Raw genomic sequence first — 16,270 nt, forward strand, 5'->3', positions numbered from 1 at the left:
CAAGATGCGAAACGCGGTGTTACCGGTCATACGCGTTCATTGTGGCGGGTGTGGGGACTTCGTGGATCCGTTGTGGACAGACGGGCGCGGATGTTGCCGAAGTGCTCTCTTATGGCCTCCTCCGCCCGCATCGAGTCTCCGGACCGGACCGCGTCGAGGATCTCCCGGTGCTGCCGGCAGGTGACCTTCGGGTCCTGCGGCTCGCCCCCGAGGTCCGTGCGGACCCGGTGGAAGGCGTCCCAGAACGCCTCCAGGACCTCGCTGAGCAGCACGTTGTCCAGCCCCCGATAGAGGGTGGCGTGGAAGGCGCGGTCGGTCTCGGCGAGGCCGGCTCCGCGCGCGGCCTCCTCATCCATACGGTCGACGAGCGCGTCCAGTTCAACGAGGTCCGCATCCGGTATCCGCCCCGCGAGCCGGGAGACGAGCCCCGTCTCCACGGCCTCCCGCAGTTCGAGCAGCTGGAGCAGGGAGTCCTCGCCCCGGTAGTGCCCGGCGACCGTGCGGAAGGCGAGGCCCTCGATCATCGGGGCCAGGGACATCGGGCCGACGTAGGTGCCGAAGCCGTGCCGGATCTCCACGATGCCCATCGCCTGGAGCGCCTTCAGCGCCTCACGCACCGAGTTCCGGCTCGCGCCGAGGTACTCCATCAGCTCGGGCTCGGTCGGCAGCGGGGCCCCGGAGGCCAGCCGGCGGTCGATGATGAGCTTCTTGATCCGCTCTTGTAGGTCACGCGCTGCCATGGCGAGAGGGTATCCGGCCAATCGCGCGGTGCACCGGGTTCCGGCCATGGCGGGAGGGGCCTCAAGGAGAGCGGGCTCCAGGAGATACAGCCAGGAGAAACGAGAAGGAGATGCAAGAACGAGATGCAAGAAGGCCCCCCGCTTCCGCGAGGGGCTTTCCGGTCGGTGCGACTGTGCCCCGCCCGGCTTCTTTTCCCCGGCTCGCTGCGATGCCGAGGGAAGGGGGTGTGGGTGGCGGAGCCCCCACGGCGCGCGGCGAAGCCGCGCAGAAAAGACGGTGGCGGCTTGTGTTCGCGCTTTCTGCGAACACAAGCCGCCACCGGCATCGTGCGCCGCCAGGGACTCGAACCCCGGACCCGCTGATTAAGAGTCAGCTGCTCTAACCAACTGAGCTAGCGGCGCGCGCTGACGTCGTAACTCTACAGGACGCATGGAGGTGCTCCGGACCACCGAGCCGGGGCCCGGGACGGCCCCCGCAAGGACGCCGGGTACATCATTCGGACCGTCAGCATGCGAGTCCGGAAGACAGTTGCGAAACTGACGGCGCGCGCCCGGGCCTGCACAGGCGCCGCCATTTTTCCGACGGAACTGTGAGGGGAATCGCATGAAGTCGCCGGTATTCGAGGAATTCGACCCCGGGGGCGACTGCGACTGCCCCGGCTGCGTCCACTGGCGCCGCGTCCTGCCGCGTTCCCCGGTCGGCCGCACCACCACCCATCCGGCCGCGCACCGGGCTCTCGCCCTGGCCGCCGTGGCCGCCGCCACCCTCGGAGCGGGCCACGCCGTACCGGCCGCCGCCGCCCCGCACGCACCCCACCGATCGGGTGTTTTCGCAGATGACGACCCCGGAACCCCCCAGGGGGACACGGCCCCGCTGCACGGCGCCGACGGCCGTGAGGGCAAGCCCTCCGACGCCCTCGAGCCCGCCGCCATCACCCGTACGCAGATCATGGACCGGGCCAAGACCTGGGTCGCCGCGAAAGTCCCGTACAACATGAACGCGTACTGGTCCGACGGTTACCGGCAGGACTGCTCGGGCTATGTATCGATGGCCTGGCAGCTGCCCGGAAACGAATGGACGGGCAGCCTCGCCCAATTCGGTGAACGGATTTCCAAGGAGGAACTCCAGCCGGGCGACATTCTGCTGTTCCACAATCCGGCCAACCCGGAGAGCGGCTCGCACGTCGTCATTTTCGGCGGCTGGACGAACACCAAGCACACCTCCTACATGGCCTACGAGCAGGCCCGCCCGCACACCCGACGGCAGTCCACCCCGTACGCCTACTCGAGCGACTCCGACCGGTACGTCCCCTACCGCTACAAGGGCGTCGCCGCGCAGGAGGAGCCGGTCCCGGGAAAGGGCAGGGGGATGCCGGGCGCACCGGCCGCCACGCCGTACCCGGGAGCGACGTATTTCGGCCCCGGCGCGAACAACAAGTACGTCACACAGCTCGGCCGGATGCTCGTCGCGCGCGGGGCCGGCGCCTCGTACCCCTCGGAGCCGGGACCGCGCTGGACGGACGCCCACCGGCGGGCGACCCGGGCCTTCCAGCGGGCCCAGGGCTGGAAGGGCCCGGACGCCGACGGGCTGCCCGGCCCGCGCACCTGGGAGCTGCTGGTCACCGGGAAGGGCAAGGACGTCACAGCGGAGGAGGCCGGGCCGCCGCCCTCCTCCCACGGTGTCCCCGGCTACCCGGGCCGGGCGATGTTCCGGCCCGGTGCGAGCAACCCGTATGTCACCCGGCTGGGGAGGCAACTGGTGCGGAAGGGGTTCGGCAGGTTCTACCCGGACCGGCCGGGCCCGCGCTGGGGCGAGTCGGACCGGCGAGCCGTCGAGGCCTTCCAGCGTTCCCAGGGCTGGCGGGGCGGAGCGGCGGACGGCTTCCCGGGGCCGGAGACGTGGCGGCGGCTCTTCTCCTAGCACCCCGGCACGGGGCCCACCCGTTGTGACGCATCTGGCGCGGAGGCTGGAGGCACGCATGACCACGACCACTTCCCACACGTCCGAGCCCGACGGACCGGCCGAGGGGCCGGCCAGGCCCGCCCGGCTCATCCAGAACGAGTCGACCACCGAGATCCCCGTCCATCTGCTGTTCCGCGACGACCCGGACCCGGCGCCGCTGAAGCCGGCGGTCGTCGGCCGCCGGCAGGGCACGGGGGAGCAGCCGCGCCTCAGGCGCCCGGCCGCCCTGACGCCGCGCCCCGTGCCGCAGGTCGACCCCGACCTGGTGGAGCGGCCCGCGCGGGTGCTGCCTGGTGGGGCGGGCGTGCTGGCCGGAGCGTGCGGGGTGGCCGGGTGCGTGGCCACCTCCTGGTGGGCCGGGGTGCTGCCGCCGCTCGCCGTGGAGGCGCTGCGGCTGCCCGCCCACGCCGGGGCCGGGCTCGGCATGGCGCAGTGGGCGGCGTACGCGGGAGCCGGGGCGCTCGCGCTGTTCGGGTTCGGCGGGCTGGCCCGGGGCCGGACCGGGCGGGCCTCGGTGCTGGATCTGTTCGGCCGCTACCGGGGGACCGTCCGGCGCTCCGGCCTGCTGTGGGTCAACCCACTGCTGCTGCGCCGCCGGGTGGACGTACGGCTGCGGCACTGGCGCAGCGAGCCGGTGCCCGCGACCGACGCGCACGGGGTCGCGCTGCGGGTGGTCGTCCTGGTGGTGTGGCGGGTGCTGGACACCGCGCGGGCCACGCTGGGCGTCGAGGACCACGAGTCGTACTTGCGCGAGTGCGTCGAGGCGGCGCTGGCCCGGGTGCCGGTGGTGCTGCCGGGCGGCCCGAGGGGAGCCGGGGACGCGGCGGCCGAGGCGCTGACCCGGCTGGTGACGGCTGAGGCGGCCCCGGTCGGCCTGGAGGTGTTCTCGGTGCAGCCGCTCCGGGCGGAGTACGACCCCGAGGTCGCCGCCGCGCTGCACCGCCGCCGGATCGCCGCGCTGGACGCCCAGCACCGGGCGAGCGTGCTCACCTCGGTCGTGGACTCGGTGGAGGACACGGTGACCCGGCTGACCATGCGGGGGCTGGTCGAACTCGACGACTACGAGCGGAAGGTGCTGGTGAAGGACCTGACGGTGGCGTTCTGCGCGGGGCGCGGAGAAACGGGCCCGTGATTGGTATGGACATGTTCAACTAACCCTCCTACATTCAGACTTGGTCTAGACCTACCTGCACGGCTCACTGAACATCCCCCACGTTCTCCAGGAGCGGCAGCATGCGCACAAGGACCAAGTTGTCCGCAGCCGCGGTGGGACTGGCCACGACCGGAGCCCTCGTACTCTCCTCCGGCGGCGCCAGCGGCCACGGCTACACCGACCTCCCCATCAGCCGGCAGAAGCTCTGCCAGAACGGCACCGTGACCAACTGCGGATCCATCCAGTGGGAGCCGCAGAGCGTCGAGGGCCCGAAGGGCTTCCCGGCGTCCGGTCCGGCCGACGGGCAGATATGCAACGCCGGTCTCGGCCACTTCGGCCAGCTCAGCGCACCGCGGACACCGTCCGGCGGCGCCTGGCCCGCCACGAAGGTGACGGGCGGCCAGAACTACACGTTCCGCTGGCAGTTCACGGCCATGCACGCCACGACCGACTTCCGGTACTACGTCACCAAGCCGGGCTGGAACCAGAACCACAACCTGGCCCGGTCCGACCTCAACCTCACGCCGTTCTTCACGGTCCCGTACAACGGCCAGCGGCCACCGTCGACGCTGTCCCACAGCGGCAGGCTGCCGTCCGGGCTGAGCGGCCGTCACGTCATCGTCGCCGTATGGACGATCGCCGACACGGCCAACGCGTTCTACGCCTGCTCGGACGTCACGTTCTGAACCTTCAGAGGTTCTCTTGAGTCACCGGTGCGGCCGGTGTGGGTAGGTTCCTCCCACGCCGGCCGATCGAAGGCCGCGCGGGGCCTTCGGGGGAGCTCATGGAAGTCCTGTTCTACATCGTGCCCACGCTCATGATCGCGGTGGTTTCCTGCGTCGCGGTCGTTGTGATCCGCCGCTCCGTGCGGGTCAGCCGCGCCTGGAACAGCGGCCTGACCGCAGAGGCGCGCTGTCTGCGGACGTACACCACGACGAGTGGTGGCGGCGACAGTTCGGTGCGCACGACTCTGCACCACGTCTACGAGTTCACCACGCGCGACGGTCGCGGCGTCCGGTTCGAGGAGCCGGGCGGGCCGGGGACGACCCTCGAGGGCGACATCGTCACCGTGCACTACCCGGCCGACCGCCCGGAGCACGCCACGGCCAGGCCCCCGGCGCGGGGGAGGCTGGCGGCGGGCACGGGATGCCTGCTCGCCTTCCTCGGCACGTTCATCCTCTTCGCCCTCGGCTTCATGGCCGTGACGTACGCGATGTTCTCCGCCATGGGCGAGTCGCCGCTGCCGTAGCGCTCCACATCTGACGGTACGTCAACTATGGTGCGCCTTCATGGGAGCCACTACGGGGCGCACGGTCGCGGAGCTCGTGGCGGCGCGGTGGGATGACCACCGGCCGGGGCTGTGGTTCGAGGGCGGGGTGCTCACGCAGCACGAGGTGGCGGCCGGGTCCGCCGTCCGGGCGGCGCTCCTCGCCGACCTGCTGCCACCCGGCGCCGAACCGCACATCGGTGTGCTGCTCGACAACACCCCCGAGTACCCGATGTGGCTGAGCGCGGCCGCGCTCGCGGGAGCCGCCGTCGCCGGGATCAACCCCACCCGCCGGGGGCCCGAACTCGCCCGGGACATCCTGCACACCGAGTGCCGGGTGCTGGTCACCGAACGGGCCCGTCTGCACCTGCTCGACGGTCTCGAACTGCCCGGCGTACGCCTGCTGCTGACCGGCTCGGAGGAGTACGACGCCCTGCTCGCCCCGTACGCCGGCGCCCGACCCGACCCCTCCCGCGCCGCCCCGCACGACCGGCTCCTGCTCTACTTCACCTCCGGCTCGACCGGCGCGCCCAAGGCCGCACTCTGCTCCCAGGGCCGCCTGGCGGCCGCCGGCCGCTCCCTGGCCGGCCAGTTCTCCCTGGGCCCGGACGACGTCCACTACATCTGCATGCCGATGTTCCACGGCAACGCCGTGATCGCCGACTGGGCACCCGCGCTGGTCACCGGGGCGGCCGTCGCTCTGCGCCGCCGCTTCTCGGCGTCCCGCTTCCTGCCGGACGTACGCCGCTACGGGGCGACCTACTTCACCTACGTCGGCCGGGCGATCCAGTACGTCCTGGCCACCGAGCCGCACCCCGGGGACCGGGACAACCCTCTCCGCCTGGGCTTCGGCACGGAGGCGGGCGCGGTGGACGCGGCGGCCTTCGAGCGCCGGTTCGGGGTGCGGCTGGTCGAGGGGTACGGCTCGTCGGAGGGCGGGGCGGCCGTGCAGTGGTCGCCGGGCACGCCGGCGGGAGCGGTCGGGCGGGCGGCACCCGGGCTGGTGGTCCTGAACCCGGAGACGGGCCGGGAGTGCCCACCGGCCCGCTTCGACGCGGCGGGCCGGCTGCTCAACGGGGACGAGGCGATCGGCGAACTGGTCAACCAGGGACCCAGCCCCTTCGAGGGCTACTGGCGCAACCCGGCGGCGGAGGCGGAGCGCCGCAAGTGGGGATCCGCCGGCTCGAGCGAAGCCGAGAGCGGGGGAGGCTGGTACTGGACGGGCGACCTCTTCTGCCGCGACGCCGACGGCTACCTCTACTTCGCCGGCCGCACCGACGACCGCCTCCGCGTCGACGGCGAGAACCTGGCCGCCGCGATGATCGAGAACATCCTCGCGCGCTACGAGGGGGCGGCGGCGGTCTGCGTGTACGCGGTGCCGGACCCGGTGACCGGCGACCAGGTGATGGTGACGATCGCCGGCACCTTCGACCCGCTGTCCTTCGCGGAGTTCCTGCTCGCCCAGCCCGACCTGGGGACGAAGATGGCCCCTCGGTTCGTCCGGGTGACGGACCGCATGCCGGTCACGGCCACGAACAAGATCCACCGGGCGGCGTTGCGCGGGGAGGGCTTCCACTGCACCGATCCGGTGTGGTGGCGGCCGCCGGGGAAGGGCACCTACCGCAGGCTGACCGGGGAGGACCTCGAACACGCCGAAGGGCCTCTCGCTCCCACGAGAGGCCCTTCACCGGTGCGCCGCCAGGGACTCGAACCCCGGACCCGCTGATTAAGAGTCAGCTGCTCTAACCAACTGAGCTAGCGGCGCATGACTCGCGCCGACCGGCGGAACCACGTTCCGCGGTGGGCGACGGGAAAATAATACCCGGTCTCCAAGGGTGCTCCGGACCACCCGGCGTCGTGCTAGATCGCCATGGACAGCAGGACCGGTGCCGCGTTGCGGTTGAGGGCGTCCGCGGCCTGGCGGAGGCGGTGGGCGTGCTCGACCGGGAGGGACAGGGCCAGGCAGCCGACGGAGGAGCCGGCGGTGATGGGGACGGCCGCGCAGACCGTGCCGACCGCGTACTCCTGGAGGTCCAGGACGGGCACGGTGGCCGGCTGGGCCTCCAGCCGGGAGAGCAGCAGGCGGTCGCTGGTGATGGTGCGCGAGGTGAGGCGGGCCATCTTGTGCCGGGCTAGGTGGTCGCGGCGGCCGGCGTGGTCGAGCTGGGTGAGCAGGCTCTTGCCGATGGCGGTGGCGTGGGCCGAGGAGCGGAAGTCGACCCACTCGTTGACCTTGGGCGTGGCCGGGCTGTCGGCGTACTGGGTGATGCTGATCTCGCCGTCGACGTAGCGGCTCATGTAGACGGCGGCGCCGACCGAGTCGCGCAGCCGGTCGAGGGTGTGCTGGAGCTTGTCGCGCAGGGCCTGCTCGCGATGGCGGGTGGAGCCGAGGCGGGCCAGGGCCTCGCCCGTGACGTACGCGCCGTCGGCGATCTGCTCGACGTAGCCCTCGCGGCGCAGCATGCGCAGCAGCGCGGTGAGCCGCTCCGGTCCGATGCCGGTACGCCGGGCGAGCTCGGTGTCGGTGACGCCGGAACTGTTTCGCGCCACCGTCTCCAGGACGCGCAGGGCTTCCTGGGCCGAGTGGTACGGGGTGGTCGGCTCGTTCCTCAGCGCCACGGTGGTCTCCCCCTGCGCTTGCTGTTGGGCCGTAATCCGGACAGCGAATCATCTCCACGATAACCGGCAAAGGGGTTGTGGAGAGCGGGGGTTGACAAGATTTCGGGCCCTCGGGCTGGGGCATTGACCCTCTGGCATATGTCAGGAGCATGCCCCAATCCGAGGGCCCGACGTCGGCCTGCCTCACGGGCCGTAATTACAGCACCGCGCTGAGGAACTCCCTCGTCCGGTCCAGCTCCGGGTCGCTGAAGATCTTCTCCGGCGGGCCCGACTCGATGACCCGGCCCGAGTCGAACATCAGAACCTGGTCGGAGATGTCCCGGGCGAAATTCATCTCGTGGGTCACGCAGAGCATGGTGATGTCCGTGCTGCGGGCGATGTCCCGCAGCAGGTCCAGCACGCCCGCGACCAGCTCCGGGTCGAGCGCGGAGGTCACCTCGTCCAGCAGCAGCACCTTGGGCTGCATCGCCAGGGCCCGGGCGATCGCCACACGCTGCTGCTGACCGCCGGAGAGCTGGGCGGGGTGGGCGTCGCACCGGTCGGCCAGGCCCACCATGTCCAGCAGGCCCTTGGCCCGCTCCACCGCCTCGTCCTTCGACATGCCGAGGACGGTGACCGGCGCCTCGGTGAGGTTGCGCAGCACGGTCATGTTCGGGAACAGGTTGAACTGCTGGAACACCATCCCGATCTTCTTGCGGACCTCGCGGACCTCCTTGTCGGAGGCGGGGAACAGCTTCTGCCCGTCGACCGTGATCGTGCCCTCGTCGGGCTTGAGCAGGGTCATCAGCAGCCGCAGGATCGTGGTCTTGCCGGAGCCGGACGGCCCGATCAGGGTGACGTGCTTGCCGGCGTCGACCGAGAAGTCCAGGTGGTCCAGAACGGTGTTCTGGCCGAACCGCTTGGTGACCTGTTCCAGCCGGATCAGCTCGCCGGTGCTCTTGGCGGGGTTCTTCTCGGGATTGGGGAGAGTGTCAGTGGGCAAGGCGTCGCTCCAGGGCTCGCAGGGCAAGGGAGGCCAGGTAGGAAATGACGATGAAGGCCACGCCGATCACCGTGAGGGGCTCGGTGAACTGGAAGTGCTCCTGAGAGAACAGGCGCGCGTGGCCGAGCATCTCCAGGACGGTGATCGCCATGAGCATCGGCGTGTCCTTGAGCATCGCGATGACGTAGTTGCCGAGTGCGGGGACCACCCGGCGCACCGCCTGCGGCAGGATCACCGCGGTCCACGTCTTCCGCAGCGGCAGGTTCAGCGCCGTCGCCGCCTCCCACTGGCCGACCGGCACGGCCTCGATGCCGGCCCGGTAGACCTGCATCGTGTACGTCGAGTAGTGCAGCCCGATCGCGACGACACCGGTGGTCAGCGCCGAGAAGGTCAGGCCCCACTCGGGCAGCACGTAGAAGAGGAAGAACAGCTGCACCAGCAGCGGGGTGTTGCGGACGAACTCCGTTACCGCCCCGACCGGCCAGGTCACCCACCGCGACGGCACCCGCATGAGCAGCGCCCACACCAGGCCCAGCGCGAACGAGATCAGCGAGCCGAAGAGCAGGATCTGGAGAGTGACCAGCAGGCCCTCCCAGAAGTCCGGCATGAAGTCGGAGACCGCGCTCCAGTCCCAGTTCACGCGACAGCACCTCCACCCACACCGGTCGTCTCAGGCCGGCTCAGTTCCTGGTCGGCGGTCGACCCGACGGGCTTGCCCGTGCCGGCCTTGAGTTTCTTCTCCAGCCCGCGCATGACCCGGGTGAGCAGGAAGGCGATCACGAAGTAGATGAGCAGGATGTACGTGTAGATCTCCGCGCTCTCCTGAAGCGCGAGGCGCACCAGGTTGCCGCTGAACGCCAGGTCGCCCATGCCCATGATCGACACCAGTGCGGTGCCCTTGAGCAGCTCGATGAGCAGGTTGGAGAACGGCGGGATCATCTCCGGCACCGCCTGCGGCAGCAGGATCAGCCGCATCCGCTGCCAGGGCGTGAAGCTGAGGGCGATCCCGCCCTCCTTCTGTGCCGGGTCGACCGCGCTCAGCGCGCCGCGCACGATCTCCGAGCCGTACGCCCCGTAGGTCAGGCCGAGCGCGAGTGTGCCCGCCCACAGCGGCACCAGTTGCCAGCCGAAGGCCGGGGGCAGCACGAAGAACACCCAGAAGATCATCACCAGGGCCGAGGTCCCGCGGAACACCTCGGTGTAGAAGCCCGCCAGGAAGCGGACGATCCACAGCCGGTGGGTGCGCGCGACGCCGACCACGAAGGACACCGCGGCGGCCAGCAGGGTGCTGCAGACGAGCAGCTGGATCGTGACCCAGATGCCCTTGAGTACGAGTTCCCAGAGTCCCGAGGTCATCCGCCGCACAGCTCCTTCGCGGTCAGATCCGTCATCTCGGCCTTGGTGAAACCGAAGGGCTCGAGGATGCGGAACAGCTCGCCGCTCTTCTTGAGCTTGCGCAGCTCGACGTTGAAGGCGTCCCGCAGCTTCGTCTCGGTGGGCCGGAACGCGAAGGCGCCTCCGTCGACGTGCGGCTTGCCTCCCACGAGCGGCGCGAACGGCTTGGTCGCCTCCGCCTTGGCGGACTTCTTCACCACCTCACGGGCCGTGAGCGCGGTACCGGCGAACACGTCCACGCGTCCGGCCTCGACGGCGTTCAGGCCCGCGACCTGGTCCGGGACGATGAGGATGTCGCTCTCCTTGTACCCCGCTTCCACGGCGTACTGGATCTCGGCGTAGCCGGTCCCGGTGGCGAACTTCGCCTTCTTCGCGACGACGTCCTTGTAGCTGTGCAGCCCCTTCGGGTTGCCCTTGCGCACGATGAACGCGTCGAGCATCTGGTAGTCGGGGTCGGAGAAGATGACCTGCTCGCAGCGCTCGGGATTGACGTACATCCCGGCCGCGACGACATCGAACTGCTGGGAGTTCAGGCCCGGGATGAGCGAGCCGAACTCGGTCGGCACGGGCTGCACCCGGTCGACGCCGAGACGCTTGAAGATCACCTTGGCCAGCTCCGGTGCCTCGCCGGTGAGCTCGCCGTTCTTGTCGATGAACCCGAACGGGATCTCGCCTGCGATGCCGAGGCGGACGACGCCCGCGGCCCGGAGCCGGTCGAGCAGGTCACCGCCCTTGACGTCCGACGCGGTGGCGACCCGGCTGCATCCCGCGGCGCCCAGCGCGCCGAGCGCCGCGACCCCCGCGAGCAGCGACCGGCGTGTGGGCCCGGATACGGACCGGGCTATGGGTTCGTAACCTCTGAGTGGGCTTCTCTGTGGTGGAGCCATGGGCGCGCGGCTACCCGACCGCACCTGAGTTATGCCGATCTTTTCAAGCCCCGCACTCTGCCGATGCGCCCTTGACCGCGGAGCCGAGGGGCACTCCCATGGAGGGCATGGCTGATCGCTACATCGAACTCTCGCTGGTCAAGCGCGACGTGACCTGCACGGCCAAGCTGCTGGACGACCGCGCGCCGATCACCTGCGCGGCCGTCTGGGACTCTCTTCCGCTGGCCGGTGACGTCTACCACGCAAAGTACGCACGCAACGAGATCTACGCCCTTTTCCCGCCTTTCGCTCAAGCCGAGCCACCTCTGGAGAATCCGACTGTTACTCCCATTCCGGGTGACCTGTGTTATTTCACCTTCGCGGGTGCGGAGTTGGGGACCAAGTCCTACGGCTACGACCGCGAGGTCCGCGCCGGGACCACGCTCGTCGACCTGGCCCTGTTCTACGAGCGCAACAACCTGCTGCTGAACGGCGATGTCGGCTGGGTACCCGGCATCGTCTGGGGCCAGGTCGTCGACGGCCTGCAGAACATGGCCGAGGCGTGCAACGACCTGTGGAGGTCGGGAGCGGCGGGGGAGACGCTCAGCTTCCGGAGGGCCTGACCCCGCCGGCGGACGCCACCCCGGCCTCGTACAGCGCGTGGGCCGCCCGTAGCACCAGATCGTCCCGGTGCCGGGCGGCCACGAGCTGCAGACCGATCGGCAGACCGTCCCCGTCCGCGCCGACCGGCACGCTCGCCGCGGGCTGCTGCGTCATGTTGAACGGGTACGTGAACGGCGTCCAGCCCGTCCAGCGCCGGTGGCCTGATCCCTTCGGTACCTCGGCGCCCGCCTCGAACGCCGTGATCGGCAGGGTCGGGGTGACGAGCAGGTCGTAGGTGTCGTGGAAGTCGCCCATCCGGCGGCCCAGGTCCATCCGGACGTCCACCGCGGCCAGATAGTCCAGCGCGGAGTAGCGGGCGCCCTGTGTGCAGATCTCGCGCAGGCCCGGGTCCAGCAACTCGCGCTGGTGCGGGCCCAGGTGCTCGGTCACCCGGGCCGCCCCGCTGAACCACAGGGTGTGGAAGGCCTCCACCGGGTCGGTGAGGTCCGGGTCGGCCTCCGTGACGTACGCGCCGAGCTCCGCCAGCCGCATGACCGCCCGCCGCACCGCCGCCGCCACCTCCGGACGCACCGCCACCTGCCCGCCCAGCGACGGCGAGTACGCCACGCGCAGCCCGCGCACCCCGCCCGCCAGGCCGTCCGTGTACGAGCCGGGCGGCGCGGTGAGCGCCGACCAGTCGCGCGAGTCCGGGTGGCCGATCACATCCATCAGCAGCGCCGAATCCGCCGCGTCCCGGGTCATCGGCCCGACGTGCGCCAGCGTGCCGAACGCGCTCGCCGGGTAGAGCGGCACCCGCCCGTACGTCGGCTTCAGCGCGAAGATCCCGCAGAACGACGCCGGGATACGGACACTGCCGCCGCCGTCCGTGCCCAGCGACAGCGGCCCCGCGCCGAGCGCCACGGCTGCCGCGCTGCCGCCGCTCGACCCGCCCGCGGTGCGCGAGGGGTCGTGCGGGTTGCGGGTCACGCCGCTGAGCGGCGAGTCCGTCACGCCCTTCCAGCCGTACTCGGGGGTCGTCGTCTTGCCGATGAAGACCGCCCCGTGCTCTCGCAGCCGGGCCACGGACGGGGCGTCCTCGTCCCAGCGCCCCGCCGGATCCACGGCCTTCGACCCGCGCAGGGTCGGAGCGCCGCGCTGCAGCAGGATGTCCTTCACCGTGACGGGCACCCCGTCCAGCAGCCCCTGCGGCTCACCGCGCCGCCATCGCTCCTCCGACTCCCGGGCCCGGGCCAGCGCGTCCTCGGCGGTCAGCCGGACGAAGGCGTTCACCTCCGGCTGGATCGCCTCGGCCCGCTCCAGCGCCGCCCGGGTCGCCTCCACGGGACTCCACTCGCCCTTGCGGTACCCGTCGAGGAGCCGTACGGCGGTCAGGTCGGTGAGCTCGATCATCCACCCTCCAAGGAACGTCAGTGACCAGGTACGTACCCACGCTGCTTGTCGACCACGTTCCTCAGTGGCTCCCCGTTCGCCCAGAGTTCGTACAGGTCCACGAACTGGGCGCCGAGTTCGTCCCGCCAGCCGACGATGTCGCCGCTCATGTGCGGGGACACGATCAGGCCCGGGAGCTGCCACAACGGGCTGTCGGGGGTGAGGGGTTCGGCCTCGAAGACGTCCAGCGCGGCGCCCGCGATCCAGTGCTTGGCCAGGGCGTCGGCGAGGGCGTCCTCGACGACGAGCTGGCCCCGGCCGATGTTGACGAACCGGGCGGACGGCTGCATCACGCCGAAGCGGCGGGCGTCGAACATGCCGTGCGTCTGCTCGGTGAGCGGCGCCGCCGCGATCACCCAGTCGGCGCGCGCCAGCAGCCGGTCCAGGTCCTCCGGGCCGTGCACGCCGGTGCGCGGGGCGCGGCCCACGAGCGCGGTCGTGATGTCCAGCGCCCCGAGCGTGCGGGCGATCGCCCGGCCGATCGGCCCGGAGCCCACCACGACGGCCCGGCCGCCGGCGACCTTGTGCGACTCGCGGTGCCGCCAGGTCCGCTCCCGCTGCAACTCCAGCGTGCGCGGCAGATCCTTGGCCATCGCCAGCACGAGCGCGGCGACGTACTCGGCGATCGGCTGGTCGAAGATGCCACGCGCGTTCGTCACCACCGTGTCGGAAGCGGCGAGTTCCGGACACATCAGATGGTCCACACCGGCGCTCGCCGTATGCACCCAGCGTGGCCGCGGACCCTCGCCCGGCCACGCGTCCCGCACAGCGCGCGAGGTGAAGTCCCACACGAGCAAAGCGTCCGCACGCGGCAGGCGCTCGGCGAGACCCTCCGCGTCGGTGTGCTCGATATGGGCGCGGCCGGTGAGGCGGCCGAGGCGGGGGAGGGGTTCGGCGTCCAGGACGAGGAGGGTGGGAGTGGGCATGAGCAGCCGTTTCTCCAGCCGTGCGGCGGGGCGGGCCGATCTTCGGGCGTCGGCCGGTGACGACGAGTTAACCGGGTGTTGACCAAGGAGTGATCCGGGCGGATTGACCACGCTCGCACCCGAACCTACCGTCGTCAACACGGGCGTTCCCACGATCCGTTGCACACTAGTTGCCCAGCGTGAGGCCGGTGCCTGCCATGGACGTCTCTTTTCTCGGCGGGCCCAGCCCGCAGCGCGGGGTCGGCGTTGTCGCACCCTTCGACTTCGCACTCGACCGCGAGCTGTGGCGCTGGGTGCCGGACGAGGTCTCCCTGCACATGACACGAACACCGTTCGTGCCGGTCGAGGTGAGCCTCGATCTCGCCCGCCTGGTCAGCGAGCACGAGACGCTGAGCGAGGCGGTCCGCACGATCAACGCGGTCGCCCCCGAGGTCATCGCCTACGCCTGTACGTCGGGCAGCTTCGTCGGCGGCGTCATGGGCGAGCGGGCGATGTGCGAGGCGATGAGCCGGGCGGGTGCCGTACCGGCGATCACCACCTCGGGCGGGCTGCTGGAGGCCCTGGTGGAGCTGGACGTACGGCGGGTGGCGCTGGTGACGCCGTACACGGTGTCGGTGACCCAGTCGCTGGAGGCGTACGTCGCCCAGGCCGGCGTCACGATCTCCGGATGCGCCTTCATGGGCCTGACCCGGCACATCTGGAAGGTCCCCTACCGGGAGGTGGTGGACATGGCGCGGGAGGCCGTACGCGGCGACGCCGACGCCCTGTTCATCAGCTGCACCAACCTGCCCACCTACGACGTCATCCCCCAGCTGGAGGCCGAGCTGCGGATCCCGGTGATCTCGGCCAACCAAGTGACGATGTGGGCTGCGCTGCGCCGACTGGGTACCCGTGCGGTGGGACCGTATCAAGCGCTGATCAATCCGGAGGCGCGTTCCGGTCTGGTATCGCCGGGGGCCGACCCCGGCCCTGTAGTGCCGGAAGAAGAGCAGCAGCAGGAAGGCTGGACATGACAGCACTGGGATTTCTCTACCCGGGCCACTCCGCAGAGGACGACTATCCGCGCATCGAGCAGTTGCTGGGCAGCGACATCCGGGTGGACCTGGTGCACACCGATATCGGTGAGGACGCGCACCGGGTGGACGCGCTGCTGGAGATGGGCTCCGCCGGGCGGTTGGCGGCGGGCGTCCAGGAGCTGCGGCACGCGGGCGCGGAGGCCGTCGTGTGGGCCTGCACGAGCGGCAGCTTCGTCTACGGCTGGGACGGCGCCCAGGAGCAGGTCCGCTCCCTGGCGCAGACGGCTGGCATGCCCGCCTCCTCGACGTCCTTCGCCTTCGCGCACGCGGTGAAGGAGCTGGGAGCACAGCGGGTCGCGATCGGTGCGACGTACCCGGACGACGTGGCGCGGCTCTTCGCCGAGTTCCTGCGGTCGGACGGCGTGGAGGTCGTGTCGGTCAACAGCTCAGGCATCATCACGGCCGCCGAGGTCGGCACCTGGGGCGAGGCGGAACTCCTGGCCCTGGCCCGGAACTCCGACCACCCCGACGCCCAGGCCCTCCTCCTCCCGGACACGGCCCTGCACACGGCCGCGCACATCCCGGCCCTGGAGAAGGAACTCGGCAAGCCGATCCTCACCGCCAACCAGGTCACGGTCTGGGAGTGCCTGCGCCTGGCGGACCGCCGGGTGAACGCGCCGGAGCTGGGGGCGCTGTTCACGAGGGAGCCGATCGTCCAGGCGTGAGCGCGCCGCCCTCGCCGCCTGCACGGCTTCACGCTCTCCGTTCAGGCGGCGGGGGCGGGGGATACGGCGGCGGGGGCGCGGAAGGCGGTTCCCGGCGGCGGCGACGGGACAGGGCGTACGGGAACACAAACCCCGCGGCTCCTCCCGCAGCAGCGCCGACCAGCATGGCCAGCGGAAAGTCCCAGCTGATACCGGAGTCGAACAGCTCCTGCGGCCCTGCGACCACGCACCCGAAAAGACCCGCCGCGAACGCGCCGTGCCAACGGTCGTGCAGACCCGGCCCCTTCCTGCTCATGACGGCGCCCGTCCGGTCCTCGCGCGACGCCACCGAAGCACGCGCAGCACCACATAGGAGACAAGGGCGACCGAGAAGATCACGCTGACTGTCGCTCGAGCCACCAGCCAGGCGATTCCCCCCGGGTCCCAGACGGCCTCGACCAGATTCATGCCGACGGCCACCGCGAACGCCGCTTTGAGCCGGGTGGCTGCGGCCGCCACCCGGTACGCCGGGGGCGCGCCCTGCGCGGTCGGCTTGGTCTCGGGATTGTTCGCCATGGATTCCTACC

General features: G+C 70.9%; 17 protein-coding genes and 2 tRNA genes. 8 read left to right on the plus strand and 11 right to left on the minus strand.

All coding sequences use genetic code 11. The features are described from left to right. Positions 1 to 26 precede the first annotated feature (26 nt). Together OG542_RS25475 and OG542_RS25480 are read right to left on the minus strand one after the other, a co-directional pair. The gene (locus OG542_RS25475; RefSeq protein ID WP_328413794.1) at positions 27 to 740 is read right to left on the minus strand and encodes a FadR/GntR family transcriptional regulator; all 714 of its coding nucleotides are present in this window, start codon (positions 738 to 740) and stop codon (positions 27 to 29) included. A 328-nt stretch (positions 741 to 1,068) separates the two neighbouring features. After that, positions 1,069 to 1,142 (minus strand) — tRNA-Lys (locus tag OG542_RS25480). Positions 1,143 to 1,344: 202 nt separating this feature from the next. On the opposite strand from OG542_RS25480, the gene OG542_RS25485 reads away from it, so the two are divergent. The 5 genes from OG542_RS25485 (at position 1,345) to OG542_RS25505 (ending at position 6,849) form a co-directional block, all read left to right on the plus strand. After that, complete coding sequence (locus tag OG542_RS25485) at positions 1,345 to 2,661, plus strand: peptidoglycan-binding protein (RefSeq protein WP_328413795.1); 1,317 nt, start codon at positions 1,345 to 1,347, stop codon at positions 2,659 to 2,661. A 58-nt stretch (positions 2,662 to 2,719) separates the two neighbouring features. Beyond that, positions 2,720 to 3,835, plus strand: coding sequence for an SPFH domain-containing protein (locus tag OG542_RS25490; RefSeq protein ID WP_328413796.1), 1,116 nt, complete (start codon positions 2,720 to 2,722; stop codon positions 3,833 to 3,835). Between the two features lie 101 nt (positions 3,836 to 3,936). After that, a complete protein-coding gene (locus OG542_RS25495) occupies positions 3,937 to 4,542 on the plus strand; it encodes a lytic polysaccharide monooxygenase auxiliary activity family 9 protein (protein WP_193478274.1) in 606 nt (201 codons plus the stop codon). Between the two features lie 98 nt (positions 4,543 to 4,640). Continuing rightward, positions 4,641 to 5,105: a DUF3592 domain-containing protein gene (locus tag OG542_RS25500; protein ID WP_328413797.1), complete on the plus strand. Its 465-nt coding sequence runs from the start codon at positions 4,641 to 4,643 to the stop codon at positions 5,103 to 5,105. A 40-nt stretch (positions 5,106 to 5,145) separates the two neighbouring features. Then, entirely contained in the window at positions 5,146 to 6,849 is a 1,704-nt protein-coding gene (locus tag OG542_RS25505; protein WP_328413798.1) for a long-chain-fatty-acid--CoA ligase, read from the plus strand. Here the strand turns inward: OG542_RS25505 and OG542_RS25510 are convergent. The 6 genes from OG542_RS25510 to ehuB all read right to left on the minus strand — a co-directional run bounded on the left by OG542_RS25510 (position 6,815) and on the right by ehuB (position 11,006). Then, a tRNA-Lys gene (locus tag OG542_RS25510) sits at positions 6,815 to 6,888 on the minus strand. The two genes, OG542_RS25505 and OG542_RS25510, sit on opposite strands and share 35 nt — an antisense overlap. 95 nt (positions 6,889 to 6,983) lie before the next feature. Next, the gene (locus tag OG542_RS25515) at positions 6,984 to 7,742 is read right to left on the minus strand and encodes an IclR family transcriptional regulator (RefSeq protein WP_328413799.1); all 759 of its coding nucleotides are present in this window, start codon (positions 7,740 to 7,742) and stop codon (positions 6,984 to 6,986) included. A gap of 196 nt (positions 7,743 to 7,938) precedes the next feature. Further along, positions 7,939 to 8,724, minus strand: a complete 786-nt coding sequence (gene ehuA, locus OG542_RS25520) for an ectoine/hydroxyectoine ABC transporter ATP-binding protein EhuA (protein ID WP_184593065.1) — start codon at positions 8,722 to 8,724, stop codon at positions 7,939 to 7,941. Then, positions 8,714 to 9,364: an ectoine/hydroxyectoine ABC transporter permease subunit EhuD gene (ehuD, locus tag OG542_RS25525; protein ID WP_193478270.1), complete on the minus strand. Its 651-nt coding sequence runs from the start codon at positions 9,362 to 9,364 to the stop codon at positions 8,714 to 8,716. Before ehuD ends, ehuA begins: the two co-directional genes overlap by 11 nt. Beyond that, a complete protein-coding gene (ehuC, locus tag OG542_RS25530; protein WP_311125890.1) occupies positions 9,361 to 10,080 on the minus strand; it encodes an ectoine/hydroxyectoine ABC transporter permease subunit EhuC in 720 nt (239 codons plus the stop codon). Before ehuC ends, ehuD begins: the two co-directional genes overlap by 4 nt. After that, complete coding sequence (gene ehuB / locus OG542_RS25535; RefSeq protein ID WP_261682195.1) at positions 10,077 to 11,006, minus strand: ectoine/hydroxyectoine ABC transporter substrate-binding protein EhuB; 930 nt, start codon at positions 11,004 to 11,006, stop codon at positions 10,077 to 10,079. Before ehuB ends, ehuC begins: the two co-directional genes overlap by 4 nt. A gap of 107 nt (positions 11,007 to 11,113) precedes the next feature. Between ehuB and OG542_RS25540 the strand changes: the two genes are divergently transcribed. Beyond that, the gene (locus tag OG542_RS25540; RefSeq protein ID WP_311125889.1) at positions 11,114 to 11,608 is read left to right on the plus strand and encodes a DUF3830 family protein; all 495 of its coding nucleotides are present in this window, start codon (positions 11,114 to 11,116) and stop codon (positions 11,606 to 11,608) included. On the opposite strand, the gene OG542_RS25545 is transcribed toward OG542_RS25540, so the two are convergent. Together OG542_RS25545 and OG542_RS25550 are read right to left on the minus strand one after the other, a co-directional pair. Continuing rightward, positions 11,589 to 12,998 carry an amidase gene (locus OG542_RS25545; protein WP_328413800.1) on the minus strand — a complete coding sequence of 470 codons (1,410 nt, stop codon included), beginning with the start codon at positions 12,996 to 12,998 and terminating at the stop codon, positions 11,589 to 11,591. The genes OG542_RS25540 and OG542_RS25545 overlap by 20 nt on opposite strands. A gap of 17 nt (positions 12,999 to 13,015) precedes the next feature. Further along, positions 13,016 to 13,963: a D-2-hydroxyacid dehydrogenase gene (locus tag OG542_RS25550; RefSeq protein WP_328413801.1), complete on the minus strand. Its 948-nt coding sequence runs from the start codon at positions 13,961 to 13,963 to the stop codon at positions 13,016 to 13,018. 197 nt (positions 13,964 to 14,160) lie between these two features. Here OG542_RS25550 and OG542_RS25555 point away from each other — a divergent pair, with 197 nt between their 5' ends. Both OG542_RS25555 and OG542_RS25560 read left to right on the plus strand, forming a co-directional pair. Then, entirely contained in the window at positions 14,161 to 14,976 is an 816-nt protein-coding gene (locus OG542_RS25555; protein ID WP_193478265.1) for a maleate cis-trans isomerase family protein, read from the plus strand. Continuing rightward, complete coding sequence (locus OG542_RS25560; RefSeq protein WP_184593049.1) at positions 14,973 to 15,704, plus strand: maleate cis-trans isomerase family protein; 732 nt, start codon at positions 14,973 to 14,975, stop codon at positions 15,702 to 15,704. The genes OG542_RS25555 and OG542_RS25560 overlap by 4 nt, the downstream gene beginning before the upstream one ends. A 291-nt stretch (positions 15,705 to 15,995) precedes the next feature. Here the strand turns inward: OG542_RS25560 and OG542_RS25565 are convergent, their stop codons facing one another. After that, on the minus strand, positions 15,996 to 16,259 hold the full coding sequence (locus tag OG542_RS25565) for a hypothetical protein (RefSeq protein WP_328413802.1): 264 nt from the start codon (positions 16,257 to 16,259) through the stop codon (positions 15,996 to 15,998). Positions 16,260 to 16,270: the final 11 nt, after the last annotated feature.

This window comes from Streptomyces violaceus, from assembly GCF_036014075.1.
In the GTDB taxonomy this organism is placed as follows: domain Bacteria; phylum Actinomycetota; class Actinomycetes; order Streptomycetales; family Streptomycetaceae; genus Streptomyces; species Streptomyces violaceus.

Excerpts from the sequence above, each read along its gene's own strand:
- OG542_RS25550 (WP_328413801.1), bottom strand. The coding sequence starts at position 13,963 with ATGCCCACTCCCACCCTCCTCGTCCTGGACGCCGAACCCCTCCCCCGC.
- OG542_RS25560 (WP_184593049.1), top strand. The coding sequence starts at position 14,973 with ATGACAGCACTGGGATTTCTCTACCCGGGCCACTCCGCAGAGGACGAC.
- OG542_RS25565 (WP_328413802.1), bottom strand. The coding sequence starts at position 16,259 with ATGGCGAACAATCCCGAGACCAAGCCGACCGCGCAGGGCGCGCCCCCG.
- OG542_RS25545 (WP_328413800.1), bottom strand. The coding sequence starts at position 12,998 with ATGATCGAGCTCACCGACCTGACCGCCGTACGGCTCCTCGACGGGTAC.
- OG542_RS25495 (WP_193478274.1), top strand. The coding sequence starts at position 3,937 with ATGCGCACAAGGACCAAGTTGTCCGCAGCCGCGGTGGGACTGGCCACG.
- OG542_RS25485 (WP_328413795.1), top strand. The coding sequence starts at position 1,345 with ATGAAGTCGCCGGTATTCGAGGAATTCGACCCCGGGGGCGACTGCGAC.
- OG542_RS25490 (WP_328413796.1), top strand. The coding sequence starts at position 2,720 with ATGACCACGACCACTTCCCACACGTCCGAGCCCGACGGACCGGCCGAG.
- OG542_RS25475 (WP_328413794.1), bottom strand. The coding sequence starts at position 740 with ATGGCAGCGCGTGACCTACAAGAGCGGATCAAGAAGCTCATCATCGAC.
- ehuC (WP_311125890.1), bottom strand. The coding sequence starts at position 10,080 with ATGACCTCGGGACTCTGGGAACTCGTACTCAAGGGCATCTGGGTCACG.
- OG542_RS25540 (WP_311125889.1), top strand. The coding sequence starts at position 11,114 with ATGGCTGATCGCTACATCGAACTCTCGCTGGTCAAGCGCGACGTGACC.
- OG542_RS25500 (WP_328413797.1), top strand. The coding sequence starts at position 4,641 with ATGGAAGTCCTGTTCTACATCGTGCCCACGCTCATGATCGCGGTGGTT.
- OG542_RS25505 (WP_328413798.1), top strand. The coding sequence starts at position 5,146 with ATGGGAGCCACTACGGGGCGCACGGTCGCGGAGCTCGTGGCGGCGCGG.
- ehuB (WP_261682195.1), bottom strand. The coding sequence starts at position 11,006 with ATGGCTCCACCACAGAGAAGCCCACTCAGAGGTTACGAACCCATAGCC.
- OG542_RS25555 (WP_193478265.1), top strand. The coding sequence starts at position 14,161 with ATGGACGTCTCTTTTCTCGGCGGGCCCAGCCCGCAGCGCGGGGTCGGC.